We start from the raw sequence: 18,667 nt of genomic DNA, 5'->3' as shown, positions 1-18,667 counted from the left end.
CCTGCCCGCCACCGGACCGGCCGTCCAGCCGTCCAGCCGTCCAGCCGTCCAGCCGTCCAGCCGTCCAGCCGTCCAGCCGGAGCGGAGCACGCGAAGCAGCCCCGCCCAGCCGCGCCCCGGCTGCGGATGCCGGTGCCCGGGTGCAGACTCGCAGGTGGCCGGGGAGGGGCGTGTGCGCGCCCGACGGAAGCGCCCCGGTCACTCTCCGTCGAAGGGGCACCACCTCATGCTCACCACCGACTTCCCCATCGGCTCGCCTTGCTGGATCGACCTGGGCAGCCCCGACATCGCCGCGACCGCCGCGTTCTACGGCAAGGTCTTCGGCTGGACGTTCCAGGAGGTCCCGGAGGCGATGGGCTACGGCTTCGTCCAGCTGAACGGCAAGACCGTCGGCGCGATCGGCCCGCTCGATCCGAGTGACCGGTCGTCCTGGACGACGTACTTCCGCACCGCCGACGTGGACGCGACGGTCGCCGCCGCCCAGCAGGCCGGCGGCAAGGTGCTGGTGCCGCCGATGGACGTGATGGCGGAGGGCCGGATGGCCCAGCTCGCCGACCCGCAGGGGGCGCGGTTCGCCGTCTGGCAGGCCGGGAACACCCTCGGGCTGGACGCCGTGTCCGAGGACAACACCCTGGTCTGGTCGGAGCTGCACACCCAGGACCAGGACGGCGGATTCTCCTTCTACCACGGGCTGTTCGGCTGGCGGATGGAGGACTTCGAGCCGTCCCCGGGCATGAGCTACCGGGTGATCTCCACCGCCGACGGGGACCAGCAGCAGACGAGCTTCGGCGGCATCGCCCCGACGATGCAGGAGGGCCAGCCCTCCGCCTGGACACCGTACTTCGCGGCCGGCGACGTGGACGCGCTGGTCACCAAGGCGACGGCGGCGGGCGGCACGGTGCTGATGCCGGCCGCGGACGTGGAGAACGTCGGCCGGATCGCCTGGCTGGCGGATCCGAACGGTGCGCCGTTCGCCCTCATCAAGGGCGAGCCGCGGGAGTCCTGAGCACGGAAACACGAGGTACGCCGTTCGCCCTCATCGAGGACGGGCCGCGGGAGTCCTGAGCACGGAAACACGAGGAGGGCCCGCCACTGGCCGAGGCGGGCCCTCCTGCACGTCCGACGGTCACCGCACCGGGTGTCCGGCCTCCCGCAGCGCGTTCTTGACCTCGCCGATCCGCAGGTCCCCGAAGTGGAACACGCTGGCCGCGAGCACCGCGTCCGCGCCCGCCTCGACGGCCGGCGCGAAGTCGCCGAGCCGCCCGGCCCCACCGGAGGCGATCACCGGCACGGAGACGGCCTTGCGCACGGCGCGGATCATCTCCAGGTCGTAGCCGTCCTTGGTGCCGTCCGCGTCCATGGAGTTGAGCAGGATCTCGCCCGCCCCCAACTCGGCCGCGCGGCCCGCCCATTCGACCGCGTCGAGGCCGGTGCCGCGGCGTCCGCCGTGGGTGGTGACCTCGTAGCCGGACGGCGTCTCGGCTCCTTCGGCGCACCGCCGGGCGTCGACCGAGAGCACCAGCACCTGCCGTCCGAACCGCTGGGCGATCTCGCGGATCAGCTCGGGCCGGGCGATGGCCGCGGTGTTGACGCCGACCTTGTCGGCGCCGGCCCGCAGCAGCTTGTTGACGTCGTCGACGGCGCGGATGCCGCCGCCGACGGTGAGCGGGATGAACACCTGCTCGGCGGTGCGGCGGACCACGTCGTAGGTGGTCTCGCGGTCGCCGGAGGAGGCGGTGATGTCGAGGAAGGTCAGCTCGTCGGCGCCCTCGGCGTCGTAGAGCTTGGCCATCTCGACCGGGTCGCCGGCGTCGCGCAGGTTCTGGAAGTTGACGCCCTTGACCACCCGCCCGGCGTCCACGTCCAGGCAGGGGATGACACGTACTGCGAGGGTCACGGCTGCTTGCCTTCCAGGGTCTTTGCCAGCCCGGTGCGGTACGCGTCGATCTCGACCTCGACCATCATCCGGGAGTCGATCAGTCCGTCGACCACCACCAGGGTGGCCACCGGCCGTACGGCGTCGAAGAGTTCGCGGTGGACCCGGCCCACCGCTTCGACGTCGCGGGCGTGGGTGAGGAACATCCGGGTGCGGACCACGTCGTCCGCCGTCAGGCCGTACGCGGCCAGCGCCTCCAGCGCGTTGCCGAACGCGACCCGGGCCTGCTCGTAGGGGTCGCTCTCGCCGTGGAGGACGCCGTCGACCAGCGCGCGGGCGCCCGCCACGTGTACATGGTCGCCGGCGGCGACCGCCTGCGCCGTGCCGATGACGTCCTCCCAGGGGGAGAATCCGATGACCCGACCGCGTACAACCTGACGTTCCGTCATCCGGAAACCGCCTCCAGGGCCTCTTCGAGGGTGAACTTCTGCTCGTAGAGTGCCTTGCCCACGATGGCGCCCTCGACACCCTCGCCGACCAGCGTGGCGATGGCGCGCAGGTCGTCGAGCGAGGAGACGCCGCCGGAGGCGACGACCGGGCGGTCGGTGGCGCCGCAGACGTCGCGCAGCAGCTGCAGGTTGGGGCCGGTCAGGGTGCCGTCGCGGTTGACGTCGGTGACGACGTAGCGGGCGCAGCCCTCGGCGTTGAGCCGCTCCAGGACGTCGAAGAGCTGGCCGCCGTCGCGGGTCCAGCCGCGGCCGCGCAGGGTGGTGCCGACCACGTCCAGGCCGACGGCGATCTTGTCGCCGTGCTCGGCGATGGCCTTGGCGACCCACTCGGGGGCCTCCAGGGCGGCGGTGCCGAGGTTGACCCGGGTGCAGCCGGTGGCGAGGGCGCGGGCGAGCGACTCGTCGTCGCGGATGCCGCCGGACAGCTCGACCTTGATGTCCAGCTGACCGGTGACCTCGCGCAGCAGCTCGTAGTTGCTGCCGGTCCCGAAGGCGGCGTCGAGGTCGACCAGGTGCAGCCACTCGGCGCCGGCGTTCTGCCAGGCGAGGGCGGCGGCCAGCGGCTCGCCGAAGGAGGTCTCGGTGCCGGAGGCACCCTTGACCAGGCGGACGGCCTGGCCGTCCCGGACGTCGACGGCAGGCAGCAGCTCAAGGCTCATCAGTAACAACTCTCAGACGGTCAGAGGGTGTTGACCCAGTTGGTCAGGAGGGCGGCGCCGGCGTCGCCGGACTTCTCGGGGTGGAACTGGGTGGCCCACAGCGGGCCGTTCTCGATGGCGGCGACGAACGGCTGCCCGTGGGTGGCCCAGGTGACCAGCGGCGGGTTGATCCGCGCGCTGTGGGTCTCCAGCTCCCAGTGCCGCACGCCGTAGGAGTGGACGAAGTAGAAGCGGGTGTCCTGGTCCAGGCCGGCGAACATCCGGCTGCCCTCGGGCACGTCCACGGTGTTCCAGCCCATGTGGGGGACGACCGGGGCGTCCAGCGGCTCGACGGTGCCGGGCCACTCGTCGCAGCCGGGCGTCTCGACGCCGTGCTCGACACCCTTCTCGAAGAGGATCTGCATGCCGACGCAGATGCCCATGACCGGGCGGCCCCCGGAGAGCCGGCGGCCGATGATCCAGTCGCCGCGGACGGACTTCAGCCCGCGCATGCAGGCCTCGAAGGCGCCGACGCCGGGCACGAGCAGGCCGTCGGCGGCCATCGCGGTGTCGTAGTCGGAGCTGACCGTGACGTTCGCCCCGGTCCGCTCCAGGGCGCGCTGCGCGGAGCGGAGGTTGCCGGAGCCGTAGTCGAGGACGACGACGTTCTTGCCCATGTTCAGGTGTCCAGTCTCTCTACGAAGCCAGGCGGATCTAGAGGCGCATGAGCCCGGAGCCCAGGCACATCACGGCACCGATGGCCAGCACCAGGATGACGCCCTTCGGCAGCTTCTGCTTCCAGAACGAGATCACTCCGCCGGCCAGGAAGAGGCCGACGAAGAGGAGGATCGTCGCGGTCTTGTTCACAGCGCGCCCTTGGTCGACGGGAGGATTCCGGCCGCGCGCGGGTCACGCTCGGCGGCGTAGCGCAGCGCCCGGGCCAGGGCCTTGAACTGGCACTCCACGATGTGGTGCGCGTTGCGCCCGTACGGGACGTGCACGTGCAGCGCGATCTGGGCCTGGGCCACGAAGGACTCCAGGATGTGCCGGGTCATCGTGGTGTCGTAGCTGCCGATCATCGGCGCCATGTGCTCGGGCTCGGTGTGCACCAGGTAGGGCCGGCCGGAGAGGTCGACGGTGACCTGGGCGAGCGACTCGTCCAGCGGCACCGTGCAGTTGCCGAAGCGGTAGATGCCGACCTTGTCGCCGAGCGCCTGCTTGAAGGCGGCGCCGAGCGCGAGGGCGGTGTCCTCGATGGTGTGGTGGGTGTCGATGTGCAGGTCGCCGTCGGTCTTGACGGTGAGGTCGAACAGACCGTGCCGGCCGAGCTGGTCGAGCATGTGGTCGTAGAAGCCGACGCCGGTGGAGATGTCGGTACGGCCGGTGCCGTCGAGGTCTATCTCGACCAGGACGGAGGTCTCCTTGGTGGTGCGCTCGACGCGTCCGATGCGGGACATGAGGGGTTACAGCTCCTGACTGGCAGCGCGTGCGGAGCGCGCTCGATCAAGGGTGGGGGTGGGAGACGGGAGGGCGGTGCGGACGGCGTCCAGGAAGGCGTCGTTCTCGGCGGGCGTGCCGGCGGTGACGCGCAGCCACCCGGGGACGCCGTTGTCACGGACCAGGACACCCTGGTCGAGGATGGCCTGCCAGACGGCGTGGGTGTCGGCGAAGCGGCCGAACTGGACGAAGTTGGCGTCCGAGTCGGTCACCTCCAGGCCCAGCGCGCGCAGCGCGTCGACCAGCCGGTCGCGCTCGTCCTTGAGCCGGCCGACGTACCCGAGCAGGGTGTCGGTGTGCTCCAGGCAGGCCAGCGCGGTGGCCTGGGTGACGGCCGACAGGTGGTACGGCAGCCGGACCAGCTGGACGGCGTCCACCACGGCCGGGTCGGCGGCCAGGTAGCCCAGCCGCAGTCCGGCGGCGCCGAAGGCCTTGGACATGGTGCGGCTGACCACCAGGTTGGGGCGGCCCTCGATCAGCGGCAGCAGCGAGGCGCGGTGCGAGAACTCGACGTACGCCTCGTCGACGACCACCAAGCTGGGCCGGGCGGCCTGGGCGGCCTCGTAGAGCCGCAGCACGGTGTCGACGGTGACCGCCGTCCCGGTCGGGTTGTTCGGCGAGCAGATGAACACCACGTTGGGCTTGTGCTCGGCGATCGCGTCGACGGCCGCGTCCACGTCGATGGTGAAGTCGTCGCGCCGCGGGCCGGAGATCCAGGCGGTGCCGGTGCCGCGGGAGATCAGCGCGTGCATCGAGTACGAGGGCTCGAAGCCGAGCGCGCTGCGGCCGGGGCCGCCGAAGGTCTGCAGCAGTTGCTGGAGCACCTCGTTGGAGCCGTTGGCGGCCCACACCTGCGCGCGGGCCACCGGGAAGCCGGTGGTGCGAGTCAGGTACGCCGCCAGGCCCTCGCGCAGCTCGACCGCGTCCCGGTCGGGGTAGCGGTTGAGCCCGCGGGCGGCCTCGGCGACCCGCTCGGCGATCCGGGCCACCAGCTCCTCGGGCAGCGGGTACGGGTTCTCGTTGGTGTTCAGCTGGACGGGGACGTCCAACTGCGGTGCGCCGTACGGGGACTGGCCGCGCAGCTCGTCCCGGATCGGCAGGTCGTCGATGCGCGTCTCGGCGGTCACGAGCCCGACACCGTCCAATCGCTGTGCCAGTTGCGTTCGTCTCCGACGAAACGTGCCTTGATGGCGTCCCCGTGCCCGGGGAGGTCCTCGGCGTTCGCCAGGTTGACCACGTGGGCGGCGACGTCCGCCAGCGCCTCCCGGTCGTACTCGACGACCTGGACGCCGCGCAGGAAGGTCTGCACCGACAGCCCGGAGGAGTGGCAGGCGCAGCCTCCGGTCGGCAGCACGTGGTTGGAGCCGGCCGCGTAGTCGCCCAGCGAGACCGGGGTCCAGCGGCCGATGAAGATCGCGCCGGCGTTGACGACCTTCGCCGCCACGGCGTGCGGGTCGCGGGTCTGGATCTCCAGGTGCTCGGCCGCGTACGCATTGACCACGGCGAGGCCCTGGGCGAGGTCGTCCACCAGGATGATGCCGGACTGCCGGCCGCCGAGCGCCTCGGCGACCCGCTCGCCGTGCTTGGTCCGGGCGACCTGCACGGCCAGCTCGGCCTCGACCGCGTCGGCCAGCGCCGGGGAGTCGGTGACCAGCACCGAGCCGGAGGTGGGGCCGTGCTCGGCCTGGCTGATCAGGTCGGCGGCGACGTCGGACGGCAGCGCGCTGTCGTCGGCGAGGACGGCGATCTCGGTCGGGCCGGCCTCGGAGTCGATGCCGATCCGGCCGGCGAACAGTCGCTTGGCGGCGGCCACGTAGATGTTGCCGGGGCCGGTGACCATGTTCACCGGCGCGCACTCCTCGGTGCCGAGGGCGAACATCGCGACCGCCTGGGCGCCGCCGACGGAGTAGACCTCGTCCACGCCGAGCAGCGCGCAGGCCGCCAGGATGGTCGGGTGCACCCGGCCGCCGCACTCCTTCTGCGGCGGCGAGGTCACCGCGATGCCCGACACGCCCGCCTCCTGGGCCGGCACCACGTTCATCACCACGGAGGACGGGTAGACCGCCAGCCCGCCCGGCACGTACAGGCCGACCCGCTCGACCGGCACCCAGCGCTGGGTGACCGTGCCGCCCGGCACCACCTGGGTGGTGTGCCCGGTGCGGCGCTGGTCGGCGTGCACGGCGCGGGCCCGGCGGATGGACTCCTCCAGCGCGGCCCGCACCTTCGGGTCCAGCGTCTCCAGGGCCTCGGCCAGCTGCTCGGCGGGCACCCGGGTGGACTCCAGCCGGACGCCGTCGAAGCGCTCGGTGATCTCGATCAGCGCCGCGACCCCGCGATGGCGTACGTCCTCGGCGATCGGTCGCACCTTCTCCAGGGCGGCCGCGACGTCGAACTCGGCACGGGGCAGCAGGTCACGCGGGTCGTCCAGCGAGCCGCGGAGGTCGATTCGAGAGATCACGCCACCCAGTGTAAGGAGTGGCCGGAACGGCTGGTCCCACATTTCAGTCCGTGATACGAAAGGCGAGACGACCGGGGGACGGGGGAAACCATGGCGGAGAGCGCCCCAGAAGGCTGGACCGACACGGAACGGGAGCTCTGGGAGGCCTTCCGGGAGGGCGAGGTCCTCGACCGCCGGTGTGGCCGGAACGACATCGACGACCCCTTCGGGGACACCCCGTGGGGGCCCGAGCGGACGGTCGGCGCCGACGTCCTCGCCCACCTGCTGCTGGCCGGCCCGCAGCCCACCGCCGGGCGGGTCGCCTCGCTGCGGATGAGCGGGGTGTACGTCACCGGCGCGCTCAACCTGGCCGGCGGCCACATCGAGCGGTACATCGAACTGCGCGGCTGCCGCTTCGAGCACAAGGTCCTGGTCTCGGAGGCCTCGGCCACCACCGTGCGCATGGTCGAGTGCGCGATCCCGCGGATCGAGGCCTCCCGGCTGTCCACCACCGGCGACCTCCACCTGGCGCGCTGCCGGATCCCCGAAGGCGTCCGGCTCACCGACGCCAAGATCGGCACCGACCTGCTGCTCAACCAGGCCGTCATCGGCGGCGACCGCTACGGCCGCGCCCTCTCCGCCGACGGGATGACCGTCCACCAGGACTTCGAGGCCGAACGCCTGGAGACCCGCGGCGAGTTGAGCGTCCGCACGGCCCGAATAGGCGGCCGCTTCTCGCTCCGCGGCGCCCAGCTGCACTGCGACCCGCAGAACAACCGCACCTGCCTCAACGCCGTCCGGCTCAACGTCGGCCACACCCTCTACCTGACCAGCTCCGCCGACGGCGGCTGGTTCGGCTCCCGCAGCTACTACGGCTCCGGCTACGGCCAGAACCCCCCGCCGGGCGCCCCCACCACCCCGTTCCGCGCCTTCGGCCAGGTGCGGCTCTCGGACGCCCGCTTCGACGCCGCCTGCCTGATCTCCGGGGAGTTCCACCTGGAGGGTGACGACGAGCTCTCGCTGCGCCGCATCCACACCCCCGAACTGCGCTTCACCTGCCGGGTCCGGCCCACCGGGACGGTCTCGCTCTCCCGCGCCCGGGTCGGCAACCTGGTCGACCGCCCGGAGTCCTGGCCGCGCGGCAAGCACCTGGGCCTGACCGGCTTCGTCTACGAGAACCTGCGCCCGGTCGACCAGTTCACCGTCCGGCAGCGGATCGCCTGGCTGGAGGGCTCCGCGGTGGACTTCCAGCCGGAGTCCTACGAACAGCTCGCCGCCGCCCTGCGCCGCGACGGCGCCGACGACGACGCCCGCGAGGTGCTGTACGCCAAGCAGCGCCGCCGCCGGGAGACCCTGCCGCTGCCCGCCCGGATCTGGGGCCTGGTCCAGGACGTCACCGTCGGTTACGGCTACCGCCCCGGCCGCGCGGGCCTGTGGCTGCTGCTCGCGTGGGCGCTGGGCAGCATCTGGTTCGCCACCCACCAGCCCGACCCGCTCAAGGCCGACGAACGCCCGCACTGGAACGCGGTCCTCTACACCCTCGACAAACTGCTCCCCATCGTCGACCTCAACCAGGGCGCCTGGAACCCCGGCGGCACCAGCCAGTGGATCGCCGCCGGCCTCGTCGTCGTCGGCTGGCTCCTCGCCTCCACCGTCGTCACCGGCGCCACCCGCCTCCTCCAACGCGGCTGACCCCGCCCGCCGCCTGATTGCGCAGGAAGCGGCCGCACCGACTTCCTGCGCAGAGTGCCCACAACTCCAGGGCCAAGCCCCGATGAGCCCCCAGGCGGCCCTACACCCAAAGGCGCGGGCCTACCCAAACACTCGCCGTCCCGCCCACCCCTGTCAGGAACCCACGATTCGGCGGCGGCCCCGGCCAAAATGGCCGGGGCGCACGAAAGACACTTACCGGAAAAGTGGAAACGACCCGAAGAAGGCAAGAAGGCAAGTACGGATGAGCGCAACCGAGTTCGAGGCAAAGATCCTCAACATCATCCCGGAGAAGATCCGCGCACTGCTGACCGAATCCGGGGCCGAGCACGTAGCCGACCGACTCCAGCGCCGCTACGTCTACGACATCCCGGGCCGGCCCGGGACATGGGTCCGACTGCGCGACACCGGCACTGAGGTCACGCTGTGCGTCAAGGAGATCCGCTCCGAGGCGATCGACGGCGTGACCGAGACGGAGACGACGGTCGGCGACTTCGACACCACGAACACACTCCTCGGCAAGCTCGGATACCGACCGAAGGCGTACCAGGAGAACCGCCGGTCCTCCTGGACGCTGGGCGGTGCAGCCATCGAGATCGACGAGTGGCCGCTGATCCCCCCGTACCTGGAGATCGAGGGGGAGAGCGCCGATCACGTCCACGCAACAGCGGCCTCACTCGGGTTCCCTGTCGCCAAGCTGACGAGCGAGAACACGACCAAGGTCTACCGCCGGTACGGGATCGACATCGAGGCGATTCCCCGGCTCACCTTCGACTAAACGAGAAACCGATGACCGTCACTTCGCCCCGTCGCCGCTTCGACGAGGCCGAAGCGGCGACGGCTACTTGCACAGAAAATCGGCCAGGCCGACCTCCTGTGCAGAGCAAGGGAGAACTGCGGCACTGTTGGACTCCGTTGGAATTGGTCCAGCTTCGTTTCGCTGCCCCGCCGGACAAAGCCGGCGGGGCAGCGAGCAAGAAGCGCCACATGCCCAGCGGACTCGGAAGGTCCGCGTGGTGTTCAGCATGGGAGCTCCTTTCCCAGTTTCCGACATTCCGTCGGAAACCGGGCGTGTTCGATACGGGTAGCATGCGGTCAACATCTCGTCAGATACGGGGAGTTGGCGTATGAGCACACTGGTGGTGGGGTCACGGGCCAGTCACTTGGCACGGGCCCAGGTCAGGGAGTTCCTGGCGCCGCTGCGGGAGCGCTTTCCTGACGTGGTCTTCCGCCAGCGGGTGATCACGGAGGCCGGCGACCAGGACCGCAGGTCGGCTCTCCGCGCCGTGTCGGAGCGCGGCGGCGGCTCGGCGTTCTCAGTGAACCAGGTGAACGCGCTCGTGTCCGGTCAGGTCGATGTGATCGTGCACTCCCTCAAGGACCTGCCGACCACGAACCCATCCGGCCTGATCCTCCTGCCCCCGCCCACCCGTGCGGATGTGCACGACGCGCTGTGCGGCAATACCCTCGCCGATCTCCCGCACGGCGGCAGGATCGGCACCTCCGCATCACGTCGGATCGCCCAGCTGCTGCACATTCGCCCGGACCTGGTGCCGGTGCAGATCCGGGGGAACGTCCCGACCAGGCTCGGCAAGCTCGAAACACAGCGGCTGGACGCCGTAGTCCTGGCGGCCGCCGGGATCAAGCGGCTCGGTCGCGGCGAGGAGATCAGCGAGATCCTGCCGATCGGGCTGTTCCCCCCGTCGCCCGGCCAGGGCGCCCTGGGCATCCAGATCCGCGAGGACGACGAGCTGGCCCGCGAGATCCTGGGCGGGGCCGGCGACCCGGTGACCGACGCGGAGGTACGGGCCGAGCGGGCGATGCTGGCCGAGCTCCACGGCGGATGCAGCGTGCCGGTCGGCGCGTTCGGCAAGGCCGACGGCGACGTACTGACCCTGCACGGGCAGGTCACCTCCCTGGACGGCAGCCGGCAGGTGGAGGCCCGCCTCTCCGGCCCGCTGGGCGAGCCGGAGAAGCTGGGCGTGCAGGTGGCCGACCTCCTGCTGGACCAGGGAGTGGAGGGGATCCTGGCGGAGGTCCGGCCCACCGCTTAGGCGCGCAGGCGGGCCAGTCCCAGGGCCGCGTAGGTGATGATCCGCTCGGCGCCGGCCCGCTTGAGCATGGTGAACAGCTCCGCCAGCGGGCGGAGGTCCCGCTGCCCGGTGGCCGGATCGAGCGGCGACGGGTGCCGCGCAGGAAGTCGACCGGACCGACTTCCTGCGCAGAGTGCCCGCAAGCCCAAGGCCAAGACCCGGTGAGAACCCAGGCGGGCCCGCACCCAAGGGTGCAGGCCCGCCCAAACACTTGATAGCCCGCCCACCCGCCCCTTCCACACACCCCAATGCGCGGTCGGCCTGGCCGTGAAACGGTCAGGCCGCCCGAATAAGAAGGAGATCCGAGAAAAACACTCTTCGGAACTCGCGAAATCCGATCAAGCGGTTTGCCCTGCAGATTCGGCGGCGGCCCCGGCCAAAATGGCCGGGGCCGCCGAAACAGGGCACACCTCGCCAGCCTTCTCCTCGAACACCACCGCCGCATCACCTCGGGTTCGTCTCGAAGTCGCTCGGATCAACACTGAGAGCGTCATGGCGGCGGGTTCCTCTTTGCGTTTGCGCTGCGGGCAAACTACGCCTCCGGCGGCACGCTGTATCGACTCAGGACGTCGTTAGCCGTGGACTTGTCCAACAGACGCAGCTCCCACGGCCCGGAGTTGACGTCGAAGTCCTTGCCGAAGCCGACCCACTTGCCAGCCATACGGCGGCCGGTCGGATCGACCAGCAACTGAATGGCGCCGTGGTACCTGGCCCCCTGGTAGTAGCCGTCCTGTGCGGTCTGTTCCACCCAGGAGCCCGTAACGACGTTTCGATCAACAGTGAGATCGAATGACAGCGGCGAGTCAGGGTTGGACGACGCACCGGGGAGGGATCGCCCCGTGATCCGGTTCCCGTTCTGGGACAGCACGACGTGGTGAAGGCCGGCGAACGTGTTCTCCCGGCTACTGCTGTAGAACTCGTAGTGGCTGACCCATACCCCCGAGTAGTCCTCACCCGTGGGCGCGGGCGCAGCCTGCACGGGCACGCCCGGTTCATCACTGGTCACGTCGTGCCCTCCCGTACCGTCCACGCTGACCCTTGGCGGCAACTGTGGCGAGTCGAAGCCGAGGCGGTCAACGGGAATCTTGGTGACAGCCTCAAGGGCTCGAACGTACACCGGGCGGGGAGACCTCACCTCCCCTGACTCCCAGCGCTGAACCAGGCGCTTGCTGGCGTCGTTCGGCTCCCCTTGGTCCTCCCCGACTGCCCGCAGCCGCTTCGCGAACTCGTCCTGGCTGAGGCGGAGCCCGAGGCGTACGGCCCGAAGGGTCTCGTTCGGCGTAGTCATGGCTAGACGATAGGCCCAAACGTCGCCTAACGACGCCGAAATGACGTCTTGTCAGGCCTCCGGAGTGACGCCTTCACGCCGTCGCAATGGTTCGCGGGGTCGGGGCACGATCGGCCTGCTGGCAGTCGGGGGACACGGGACCGGAGTCGGAGAGCGACAACGATGACACGCGAGGTACACGAAGCCGATCGGCACATCCGGCCCCCCGGCAAGCGCGCCAGCGCGGCCCTGATCGCCGCCTGTCGTGCCGAGTACCGGCAGGCCCGGGCCGAAGCCGCGAACAAGCCGACGGAGCCGTTCAAGTACGCGCCGCTGGATTGGGAGGAACCCCATGACGCAGCCTGACTGCGCCGTGTGCCACGCGTTCCGCCGGATCATGCGGGCAGAGCTGACGAGGAGGTACCCCGAACTCCGCTGCCCCGCCGTGGTACGGGAGATCCAAGCGCTTCGTACGCAGCACCGGCAGGCGTGCAAGGCGGTGGCCCGTGTCCCTGCATGAGATCGCCCGGCGAACGCCGGACAGGCCCGCGCCGGATGCCGACGACTGTCCCAGCTGCCTGTACTTCGATGGGCTCGACGCCGACCACATCGAACACCCGACGATTCGGCGCAAGATCGCCAAGTGGCGGGAGCAGCACATCGCTGACGGCGAATGCCTGGCGGTGACCGATGGGGAGTAACCCGAATGTCCCACCCCTGAGTTGGACTCACTTCCTCGGGGGGCCCGTGCCCTACGACGATGACCAGGGCGACGACCCGCCGCCGCTCGAACCCGTCGCCGAGTCGCTCGCGTTGCGGCGTCTGCGGCACGAGGTGTGCAAGGTCAACGACCGCCCGCACTACCTGCCGGCCCACAGCCGGTGCGAGAGGGCCCCAGAGGCGGGCGACGACCGCCGGATCCCGAACGGCCCGGAGGCGACCACCTGGACCCCCGTCCCGGCTGTCTGGGAATCCGGCCGGGGTGGGCCCGCAAGTGCACGACGGCGCGCGGAAGTTCCTCGTGCTGACTCAAATGAAGGGAACAGCAAATGACCAAGCGTTCCGACTTCGAGTTCGTCGCCATGGCGGCCTGCCAGAACACCGTCCGCAAGGCGTGCCCCGAGGTGGCCACCAACGTCCCCGGCATCGTCGCCTTGCGCGACAGCGAGCGGCCCGGTGAGGTGGTCACCATGACCCGCGAGGCGTGGGCGGAGTTCACCAGCGCCATCAAGGACGGGGAGTTCGACCTGAGCGCGTAGGAGACCCGTGGACTGTCCGCTGTGTGATCAGCCCATCGCGTTGGACCCGGAAGTGGGAGAGGCCTTCTGTTTCCGGTGCAACCAGTGGGTGACCCGCTATCCGGACCAGCCGGAGCCGTTCCGGTACACGGCGAAGGGCCGTCCCTACCGACCACGGAAGCACCGGCCCGACGGCGGACACGCCGGCGGGCAGTCCGCACCCGCATGACCCAACCAGCCCCGTCCGGGTGGAAGAAGTGCAGGCGTTCAAGGATGCCGTGGCGGCAACCGTGGCCCGGGCCACGGCTTTTCGCGAACTCTTCACACTCAGCGTGATTGCCGTGCTACGTTGCGCATCATCAACAGAACATAGTTGACCCCGGCGGTGCTGGAACACCCCGGGGTCCGGCACAGGAGCCAACACTCCCAATGCAGATTCATCGTAGCGCCCACGCGCGCGCTTTCACCGTGCTTCCCAACGGCCTGTTGCAGGACCGTCGCCTCAGCTACACCGCCCGAGGCCTCCTCGCCGACCTCCTCTCCCGCCCCAACGGATGGCGCGAGGACGGTCGCCACATGGCGGACACCAGCCCGCAGGGGCGCGGCGCCCTCCGCCGGGCGCTCAAGGAACTCAAGGACGCCGGGTACTACCGGGTCGACACCGTCCGGATGCCCGACGGGACCCTCCGCTCCGAGGCCCATGTCTTCGACACCCCGCAGCTCGCCCCGACTGTCCCCCGTCCGGCCTCCGGTGAGCGGGACACCGGCCGCGCTGCCACCCCTCCCGTAAAGGACCCGGGAGAAGAACCCACCCTCCCGGATGAACGGACCCGCGCCGCCGTGGCCGCGCTGTTCCGGGTGATTCGCCCCGAACCACGGCTGCGCCTCGGCGAGGCCGAGGCGCAGACGCTGGCCCCCCTCGTCGCCCGATGGCTCGAACGGGGCAACAGCGAAGCCGAGTTGGCCCACGCACTGCTGCCCGGACTGCCGCAGCCGATGCACTCCTCGGCGGCGATCCTGCGCGACCGCCTCCAACGCAAGATGCCACCCGTCCGAGCGCCACGCCCCGAACCCGCAGAGTGCGCCAAGTGCCACGACCCCGTGCCCCGGCCCGGCATCTGCCGCCCCTGCGCAGGTCTCGGTGACGCCAGGACCCCCGCGCTCGGCACGGGCGCCGCCGCCACGCCCAGCGGCGTCGCCCGCGCCCGCGCCGCCCTGCGCGGGCACCGCCTGCTCGCCCCCGCGTGAACACGGTGCGTGTCCAAAGATCGGCACTGCGGTAACCGCGCGACACGGGCGGGCCCCGGGGAACTACGCTGTCCGCCGTGACAGAACGGCTGCCGCTCTTCCCGCTGAACACCGTGCTCTACCCGGGCCTCGTGCTGCCCCTGAACGTCTTCGAGGAGCGCTACCGCCGTCTCGTCGCCGATCTGCTCGAACAGTCCGAGGACGAGCCGCGCCGCTTCGGCGTGCTCGCCATCAAGGACGGCCGCGAGGTCTCCCCGGTGCGCCCCGGGGAGGGCCCGGCCGGCCCGCTCGACGGTCTGGGCACCGTCACCGGGGACCCGCTGGAGGCGGTGTACCACGTCGGCTGCGTCGCCGACCTCTCCTCCGCCCAGGCCCAGCCCGACGGCCGCTACGAGCTGCTGGTCACCGGCACCACCCGGTTCCGGCTGCGCTCGGTGGACGTCACCGGCCCGTACCTGACCGGCGAGGTCGAGCCGATCGAGGAGAGCCCCGGCGAGGGCTCCGGCGCGCTCGGCGCCGAGGTCGAACGGGCCTTCCGGGTCTACCAGAAGCGCCTGGCCGGCGCCCGCGAGGCCAGCACCCACGGCCGCCAGGAACTCCCCGACGACCCCCAGGTGCTCTCCTACCTGGTCGCCGCCGCCTCGGTGTTCGAGACCGCGGTCAAGCAGCAGCTGCTCGCCTGCCCCGACACCGCCCAGCGGCTGCGCACCGAACTCGACCTGCTGCGCCGCGAGAGCGCCGTCCTCAGCTGGCTGCCCTCGCTGCCCGCGGTCGACCTCACCCGCCAGTCCTTCAGCCCCAACTGAGCCGAGGCACTCCCCCCATGGCCAAGAAGCCGAAGAAGGGCGGCCAGGGCACCCCCGCCACCGTCGCCCTGGAGACCGCCGCCGTCCCCTTCACCGTCCACGCCTACGCGCACGACCCGGCCGCCGCCTCCTACGGCGGCGAGGCCGCCGAGGCTCTGGGCGTGGCCGCCGAGCGCGTCTTCAAGACCCTGGTCGCCGACGTGGACGGCGCCCTCACCGTCGGCGTGGTCCCGGTGGCCGGCCAGCTCGACCTCAAGGCCCTGGCGGCGGCCGTCGGCGGCAAGCGTGCCGCCATGGCCGACCCGGCCGCCGCCGAGCGCAGCAGCGGCTACGTCCGCGGCGGCATCTCCCCGCTGGGCCAGCGCCGCCCGCTGCGCACCGTGATCGACGCCAGCGCCCTCACCCACCCGACCATCTACGTGTCGGCGGGCCGCCGCGGCCTCGAAGTGGAACTGGCCCCCGCCGACCTCGTCGCCCTCACCCGCGCCCACACCGCCCCCATCGCCCGCTGAGGTCGGCTGAGGTCGGCCGAGGTCGGCTGAGGCCACCCGTACAGACGGAATCCCCGCGCCCCGAGCGGGGCGCGGGGAACCACGCGGGGCGGAAGGCCCCGGCCTGTACCCGGCCGCCGACCTCCCGCCCCGCTCACGCAAACTCAGCCCTGCGGCCGGTCCTCCGTGGTCGGCACCACAGGAGCCGCGTCCACCGGAGCCTGCCCCGCAGGGTCCCCGTACGTCCCCGCCGGCACCCCCCAGTACGGCGGCGGGTCCTCCTCCCGCTTCCCGAACGCCGCCGACAGCGCCAGCAGCACCACCATCGCCGTCATCGGCCACACCAGCAGCGCCCCCAGCGCGCCGAGGTCGATGCTCGCGTCGAAGTGCCCGCCGTTGCCGACCCGCCGGGCCTCGGCGATCAGGTTGTCGCTCGGCCCGAGCCAGCGGCCGAGCTTCCAGGCCCCGTACGAGCCGAACAGTCCGCCGATCGCCAGCCCGAGCGCGACCGAGATCCCGCCGCCGCGCTTGCGGGTCACCAGGAAGGCGCCGAGCGCGGTGAGGATCCCGGCGCCCAGTCCGATCAGCACGAAGACCGCGTCGGCGCCGGCCCGCTGCTCGCCCTCGGGGTCCACGTAGAGGATCCGGTCCCCGTCCACGACCAGCGGCACCTTGGGCGCCAGCCAGGCCCAGAGCGCGGCCATCACCAGTCCGACCAGCAGGCACGCGAGCACGACCCCGGAGCCGATCCGCAGCTCGGCCGGCACCTCGCGCCCGCCGGTGGACGGCGCCGCCGGCAGACCGGCGGGCGGCTCCTCGGCGGAGACCGGCGGCGGTGCGAACGGGTCGGGTACGGTTCCCGGCTCGGCCGGCACGTCGGCGCGGGCGGGTTCCGGAGGTGTGTTCGGTACGGTCACAGGCCCCATCGTTTCACGACCGCCGTGCGAGCGGCCCCACCGCCCGGGCCGGACGGCGGCCGGAGAGGGCTACCGCGCGACGGCCCGCCGGTACGCCCAGGTGGCCAGGGCCAGCGACACCACGCCCACCGCCGCGCAGACCCCGAGGTCGGCGAGCACCATCCCCCAGTCCGGGTCGGGCGCGAAGGTCCGGGCGAAGGCCTCCACCCCGTACGTCGAGGGCAGCAGGTCGCGCAGCCACAGCACCGGCTGCGGCAGGTGGTCCACCGGCAGCACGCCGAGCAGCAGCGCCGCCGACATGCCGAGCTGCCCGAGCATGGTCGCGATCTCCTGCCGCGGCGCGAGCAGCCCGCAGGCCGCGCCGAGCCCGGAGAGGGCGGCCCCGGCGAGCGGCACGACGGCCAGCAGCACCCACAGCTGGCCGAGCGGCAGTCCGAACATCACCGCGCCGATGCCGGCCGTGACGAGCGTCCCGGGCAGGGTGAAGGAGGCGTACGCGGCGGCGGCGCCGAGCACCACGGAGGCGGCCGGCACCGGCAGCGTCGCGTAGTGGTCGAGGCCGCCGGTGGCCCGCAGCTTCCCGAAGTACTGGGCCAGCAGGTTGAGGGCGACGAAGGCCACCACCAGCACGCTGGACCCGGCGACCACCGAGCGGGCCGCCGAGGTCTGCCCGGCGTCCACGACGCCCCGCATCATCACCAGGATGCCGACGGACTGGAAGGTCGCCACGAACAGCAGCGGGATCCGGGCCACCTTCGCCCGGGTGAGCTGCGCCCGGTACACCGCGGCCAGCGCGGGCAGCAGCCGGGCGGCCGGGGCGAGCGGGGCGGCGGCCGTGGGCCGGCGGGTCTGCGGGGGCACCGAGAGCAGCGTCACTTGGCCAGTCCTCCGTGGCGGCCGCCCAGCTTGAGGTAGGCGTCCTCAAGGCTGGGGGTGGCGAGGGTGAAGTCGTCGAGGGCGGCGAAGGCCGGGCCGGTGGTGACGGCGGCGACCAGCTCGCGGGCCTGCTCGGGGGTGGTGCGGACGGTCCAGCGGCGCCCGGTGCGTTCGGCCCGCTCGGCCAGTTCGGCGACGGCGGGCACGCCGATCGGCGCCTCGTCCCGCCAGACCAGGTCGAGCCGGACGTCGCCGTCGACCAGCGCCTTGAGCCCGCCGGGCGTGTCGCAGGCGATCACCCGGCCCTCGTCGACCACGGCGACCCGGTCGAGCACGGTCTCCGCCTCGATCACGTTGTGGGTCACCAGCAGCACCGTCGTGCCGTGTTCGGCCCGCCGCCGGTCGACGGCCGACCAGACGGCCCGCCGGGCGACGGGGTCCATGCCGGTGGTGGGCTCGTCCAGGACGAGCAGCGGCCGCTCCCCCACCAGGGTGGCCGCGAAGCAGGCGAGCCGCCGCTGCCCGCCGGAGAGCTTGGCGAGCGGCCGCGCCGCGATCGGTTCCAGCCCGAGTTCGGTGAGGACGTCCGCGGCCGCGGCACGGGCCCCGGAACGCGAGAGCCCGCGCAGCCGTCCGGTGGTCTCGGCGGCGAGGGCGACGGTCAGCTCGTCCAGCGCGGTGGACTCCTGCCCGAGGTAGCCGAGCAGCCGGGCGGCCCGTTCCGGGTGGCGCACGATGTCGTGCCCGAGCAGTTCGACCGTCCCGGAGTCCGGACGCAGCAGCCCGGTGAGCTGGCGGACGAGGGTGGACTTCCCGGCGCCGTTGGGCCCGAGCAGCCCGAAGACCTCGCCCTGCCGGACAGTCAGGCTGATCCCGTCGTTGGCCCGGATCTCGGTGGCTGCGGCGCCGCGCCCGGTGCGGTAGGTCCTGACCAGGTCGCGTACGGCGACGCACGGCGGGGTGTCCTGGGGTGCTCGCCCGGCCGTCTCTTCCACGACCGGAGACTTTACGCGCTCACACGGGCGAACCGGACAACGGGGCCCGCTCGCCGCAACCCGCCGAAG

Annotated in this window: 23 protein-coding genes; 10 read left to right on the top strand and 13 right to left on the bottom strand. The window is 71.9% G+C overall.

Annotation, left to right across the window (positions count from 1 at the left end):
* The first annotated feature begins 226 nt into the window (after nt 1–226).
* Nucleotides 227–1,006, top strand: coding sequence for a VOC family protein (locus ACZ3YL_RS21810; RefSeq protein ID WP_465659176.1), 780 nt, complete (start codon nt 227–229; stop codon nt 1,004–1,006).
* Nucleotides 1,007–1,126: 120 nt separating this feature from the next.
* On the opposite strand, the gene hisF is transcribed toward ACZ3YL_RS21810, so the two are convergent.
* From hisF to hisD, 8 genes are read right to left on the bottom strand one after another with little or no spacing between them, the layout of a single operon-like run.
* The gene (gene hisF, locus ACZ3YL_RS21805; protein WP_188302395.1) at nt 1,127–1,897 is read right to left on the bottom strand and encodes an imidazole glycerol phosphate synthase subunit HisF; all 771 of its coding nucleotides are present in this window, start codon (nt 1,895–1,897) and stop codon (nt 1,127–1,129) included.
* Nucleotides 1,894–2,325: a Rid family hydrolase gene (locus ACZ3YL_RS21800; protein ID WP_188302394.1), complete on the bottom strand. Its 432-nt coding sequence runs from the start codon at nt 2,323–2,325 to the stop codon at nt 1,894–1,896. The genes hisF and ACZ3YL_RS21800 overlap by 4 nt, the downstream gene beginning before the upstream one ends.
* Entirely contained in the window at nt 2,322–3,047 is a 726-nt protein-coding gene (gene priA / locus ACZ3YL_RS21795; protein ID WP_188302408.1) for a bifunctional 1-(5-phosphoribosyl)-5-((5-phosphoribosylamino)methylideneamino)imidazole-4-carboxamide isomerase/phosphoribosylanthranilate isomerase PriA, read from the bottom strand. Before priA ends, ACZ3YL_RS21800 begins: the two co-directional genes overlap by 4 nt.
* A gap of 17 nt (nt 3,048–3,064) precedes the next feature.
* Nucleotides 3,065–3,700, bottom strand: coding sequence for an imidazole glycerol phosphate synthase subunit HisH (gene hisH, locus ACZ3YL_RS21790; protein WP_465659173.1), 636 nt, complete (start codon nt 3,698–3,700; stop codon nt 3,065–3,067).
* 37 nt (nt 3,701–3,737) lie between these two features.
* Complete coding sequence (locus tag ACZ3YL_RS21785) at nt 3,738–3,890, bottom strand: hypothetical protein (RefSeq protein WP_188302392.1); 153 nt, start codon at nt 3,888–3,890, stop codon at nt 3,738–3,740.
* Entirely contained in the window at nt 3,887–4,480 is a 594-nt protein-coding gene (gene hisB / locus ACZ3YL_RS21780; RefSeq protein ID WP_188302391.1) for an imidazoleglycerol-phosphate dehydratase HisB, read from the bottom strand. Before hisB ends, ACZ3YL_RS21785 begins: the two co-directional genes overlap by 4 nt.
* Nucleotides 4,481–4,486: 6 nt before the next feature.
* The gene (locus ACZ3YL_RS21775) at nt 4,487–5,647 is read right to left on the bottom strand and encodes a histidinol-phosphate transaminase (protein WP_465659170.1); all 1,161 of its coding nucleotides are present in this window, start codon (nt 5,645–5,647) and stop codon (nt 4,487–4,489) included.
* Nucleotides 5,644–6,978: a histidinol dehydrogenase gene (gene hisD, locus ACZ3YL_RS21770; RefSeq protein ID WP_188302389.1), complete on the bottom strand. Its 1,335-nt coding sequence runs from the start codon at nt 6,976–6,978 to the stop codon at nt 5,644–5,646. Before hisD ends, ACZ3YL_RS21775 begins: the two co-directional genes overlap by 4 nt.
* Nucleotides 6,979–7,068: 90 nt before the next feature.
* Between hisD and ACZ3YL_RS21765 the strand changes: the two genes are divergently transcribed.
* The 3 genes from ACZ3YL_RS21765 to hemC all read left to right on the top strand — a co-directional run bounded on the left by ACZ3YL_RS21765 (nt 7,069) and on the right by hemC (nt 10,721).
* Nucleotides 7,069–8,649: an oxidoreductase gene (locus ACZ3YL_RS21765; protein WP_188302388.1), complete on the top strand. Its 1,581-nt coding sequence runs from the start codon at nt 7,069–7,071 to the stop codon at nt 8,647–8,649.
* A gap of 262 nt (nt 8,650–8,911) precedes the next feature.
* Nucleotides 8,912–9,445: a class IV adenylate cyclase gene (locus ACZ3YL_RS21760; protein ID WP_465659167.1), complete on the top strand. Its 534-nt coding sequence runs from the start codon at nt 8,912–8,914 to the stop codon at nt 9,443–9,445.
* A 349-nt stretch (nt 9,446–9,794) separates the two neighbouring features.
* Nucleotides 9,795–10,721 carry a hydroxymethylbilane synthase gene (hemC, locus tag ACZ3YL_RS21755; RefSeq protein WP_465659165.1) on the top strand — a complete coding sequence of 309 codons (927 nt, stop codon included), beginning with the start codon at nt 9,795–9,797 and terminating at the stop codon, nt 10,719–10,721.
* Here hemC and ACZ3YL_RS21750 read toward each other — a convergent pair.
* Nucleotides 10,718–10,909 (bottom strand): hypothetical protein, encoded by a 192-nt coding sequence (locus tag ACZ3YL_RS21750; RefSeq protein WP_465659163.1) that lies wholly within the window; start codon nt 10,907–10,909, stop codon nt 10,718–10,720. The two genes, hemC and ACZ3YL_RS21750, sit on opposite strands and share 4 nt — an antisense overlap.
* Nucleotides 10,910–11,292: 383 nt before the next feature.
* Complete coding sequence (locus tag ACZ3YL_RS21745; protein ID WP_465659161.1) at nt 11,293–12,048, bottom strand: helix-turn-helix domain-containing protein; 756 nt, start codon at nt 12,046–12,048, stop codon at nt 11,293–11,295.
* A 162-nt stretch (nt 12,049–12,210) separates the two neighbouring features.
* Here ACZ3YL_RS21745 and ACZ3YL_RS21740 point away from each other — a divergent pair, with 162 nt between their 5' ends.
* The 6 genes from ACZ3YL_RS21740 to ybaK all read left to right on the top strand — a co-directional run bounded on the left by ACZ3YL_RS21740 (nt 12,211) and on the right by ybaK (nt 15,831).
* Nucleotides 12,211–12,393 (top strand): hypothetical protein, encoded by a 183-nt coding sequence (locus ACZ3YL_RS21740; RefSeq protein ID WP_465659159.1) that lies wholly within the window; start codon nt 12,211–12,213, stop codon nt 12,391–12,393.
* 140 nt (nt 12,394–12,533) lie between these two features.
* Nucleotides 12,534–12,728: a hypothetical protein gene (locus ACZ3YL_RS21735; protein WP_465659157.1), complete on the top strand. Its 195-nt coding sequence runs from the start codon at nt 12,534–12,536 to the stop codon at nt 12,726–12,728.
* 348 nt (nt 12,729–13,076) lie between these two features.
* Entirely contained in the window at nt 13,077–13,286 is a 210-nt protein-coding gene (locus ACZ3YL_RS21730; protein WP_465659155.1) for a DUF397 domain-containing protein, read from the top strand.
* Between the two features lie 408 nt (nt 13,287–13,694).
* Nucleotides 13,695–14,513: a hypothetical protein gene (locus ACZ3YL_RS21725; protein ID WP_465659153.1), complete on the top strand. Its 819-nt coding sequence runs from the start codon at nt 13,695–13,697 to the stop codon at nt 14,511–14,513.
* 77 nt (nt 14,514–14,590) lie between these two features.
* Nucleotides 14,591–15,319, top strand: coding sequence for an LON peptidase substrate-binding domain-containing protein (locus ACZ3YL_RS21720; RefSeq protein WP_317620862.1), 729 nt, complete (start codon nt 14,591–14,593; stop codon nt 15,317–15,319).
* 17 nt (nt 15,320–15,336) lie between these two features.
* Nucleotides 15,337–15,831, top strand: coding sequence for a Cys-tRNA(Pro) deacylase (gene ybaK / locus ACZ3YL_RS21715; RefSeq protein WP_465659150.1), 495 nt, complete (start codon nt 15,337–15,339; stop codon nt 15,829–15,831).
* A gap of 143 nt (nt 15,832–15,974) precedes the next feature.
* On the opposite strand, the gene ACZ3YL_RS21710 is transcribed toward ybaK, so the two are convergent.
* The 3 genes from ACZ3YL_RS21710 to ACZ3YL_RS21700 all read right to left on the bottom strand — a co-directional run bounded on the left by ACZ3YL_RS21710 (nt 15,975) and on the right by ACZ3YL_RS21700 (nt 18,598).
* Nucleotides 15,975–16,727, bottom strand: a complete 753-nt coding sequence (locus ACZ3YL_RS21710; RefSeq protein ID WP_188302378.1) for a hypothetical protein — start codon at nt 16,725–16,727, stop codon at nt 15,975–15,977.
* Nucleotides 16,728–16,796: 69 nt separating this feature from the next.
* Nucleotides 16,797–17,603 carry an ABC transporter permease gene (locus ACZ3YL_RS21705; RefSeq protein WP_465659148.1) on the bottom strand — a complete coding sequence of 269 codons (807 nt, stop codon included), beginning with the start codon at nt 17,601–17,603 and terminating at the stop codon, nt 16,797–16,799.
* Nucleotides 17,600–18,598, bottom strand: coding sequence for an ABC transporter ATP-binding protein (locus ACZ3YL_RS21700; RefSeq protein ID WP_188302376.1), 999 nt, complete (start codon nt 18,596–18,598; stop codon nt 17,600–17,602). Before ACZ3YL_RS21700 ends, ACZ3YL_RS21705 begins: the two co-directional genes overlap by 4 nt.
* Between the last annotated feature and the right edge of the window lie 69 nt (nt 18,599–18,667).

The sequence above is a fragment of the Kitasatospora sp. NPDC023176 genome (genome assembly GCF_055560495.1).
Note: the sequence above shows the minus strand (reverse complement) of the source record. Positions and strands in the feature narration are given on the sequence as shown.

What these genes read in the sequence shown, in the direction of transcription:
- ACZ3YL_RS21810 (WP_465659176.1), top strand. Translation starts at nt 227, where the DNA reads ATGCTCACCACCGACTTCCCCATCGGCTCGCCTTGCTGGATCGACCTG.
- ACZ3YL_RS21800 (WP_188302394.1), bottom strand. Translation starts at nt 2,325, where the DNA reads ATGACGGAACGTCAGGTTGTACGCGGTCGGGTCATCGGATTCTCCCCC.
- hisH (WP_465659173.1), bottom strand. Translation starts at nt 3,700, where the DNA reads ATGGGCAAGAACGTCGTCGTCCTCGACTACGGCTCCGGCAACCTCCGC.
- hisB (WP_188302391.1), bottom strand. Translation starts at nt 4,480, where the DNA reads ATGTCCCGCATCGGACGCGTCGAGCGCACCACCAAGGAGACCTCCGTC.
- ACZ3YL_RS21765 (WP_188302388.1), top strand. Translation starts at nt 7,069, where the DNA reads ATGGCGGAGAGCGCCCCAGAAGGCTGGACCGACACGGAACGGGAGCTC.
- ACZ3YL_RS21760 (WP_465659167.1), top strand. Translation starts at nt 8,912, where the DNA reads ATGAGCGCAACCGAGTTCGAGGCAAAGATCCTCAACATCATCCCGGAG.
- hemC (WP_465659165.1), top strand. Translation starts at nt 9,795, where the DNA reads ATGAGCACACTGGTGGTGGGGTCACGGGCCAGTCACTTGGCACGGGCC.
- ACZ3YL_RS21745 (WP_465659161.1), bottom strand. Translation starts at nt 12,048, where the DNA reads ATGACTACGCCGAACGAGACCCTTCGGGCCGTACGCCTCGGGCTCCGC.
- ACZ3YL_RS21740 (WP_465659159.1), top strand. Translation starts at nt 12,211, where the DNA reads ATGACACGCGAGGTACACGAAGCCGATCGGCACATCCGGCCCCCCGGC.
- ACZ3YL_RS21730 (WP_465659155.1), top strand. Translation starts at nt 13,077, where the DNA reads ATGACCAAGCGTTCCGACTTCGAGTTCGTCGCCATGGCGGCCTGCCAG.
- ACZ3YL_RS21725 (WP_465659153.1), top strand. Translation starts at nt 13,695, where the DNA reads ATGCAGATTCATCGTAGCGCCCACGCGCGCGCTTTCACCGTGCTTCCC.
- ybaK (WP_465659150.1), top strand. Translation starts at nt 15,337, where the DNA reads ATGGCCAAGAAGCCGAAGAAGGGCGGCCAGGGCACCCCCGCCACCGTC.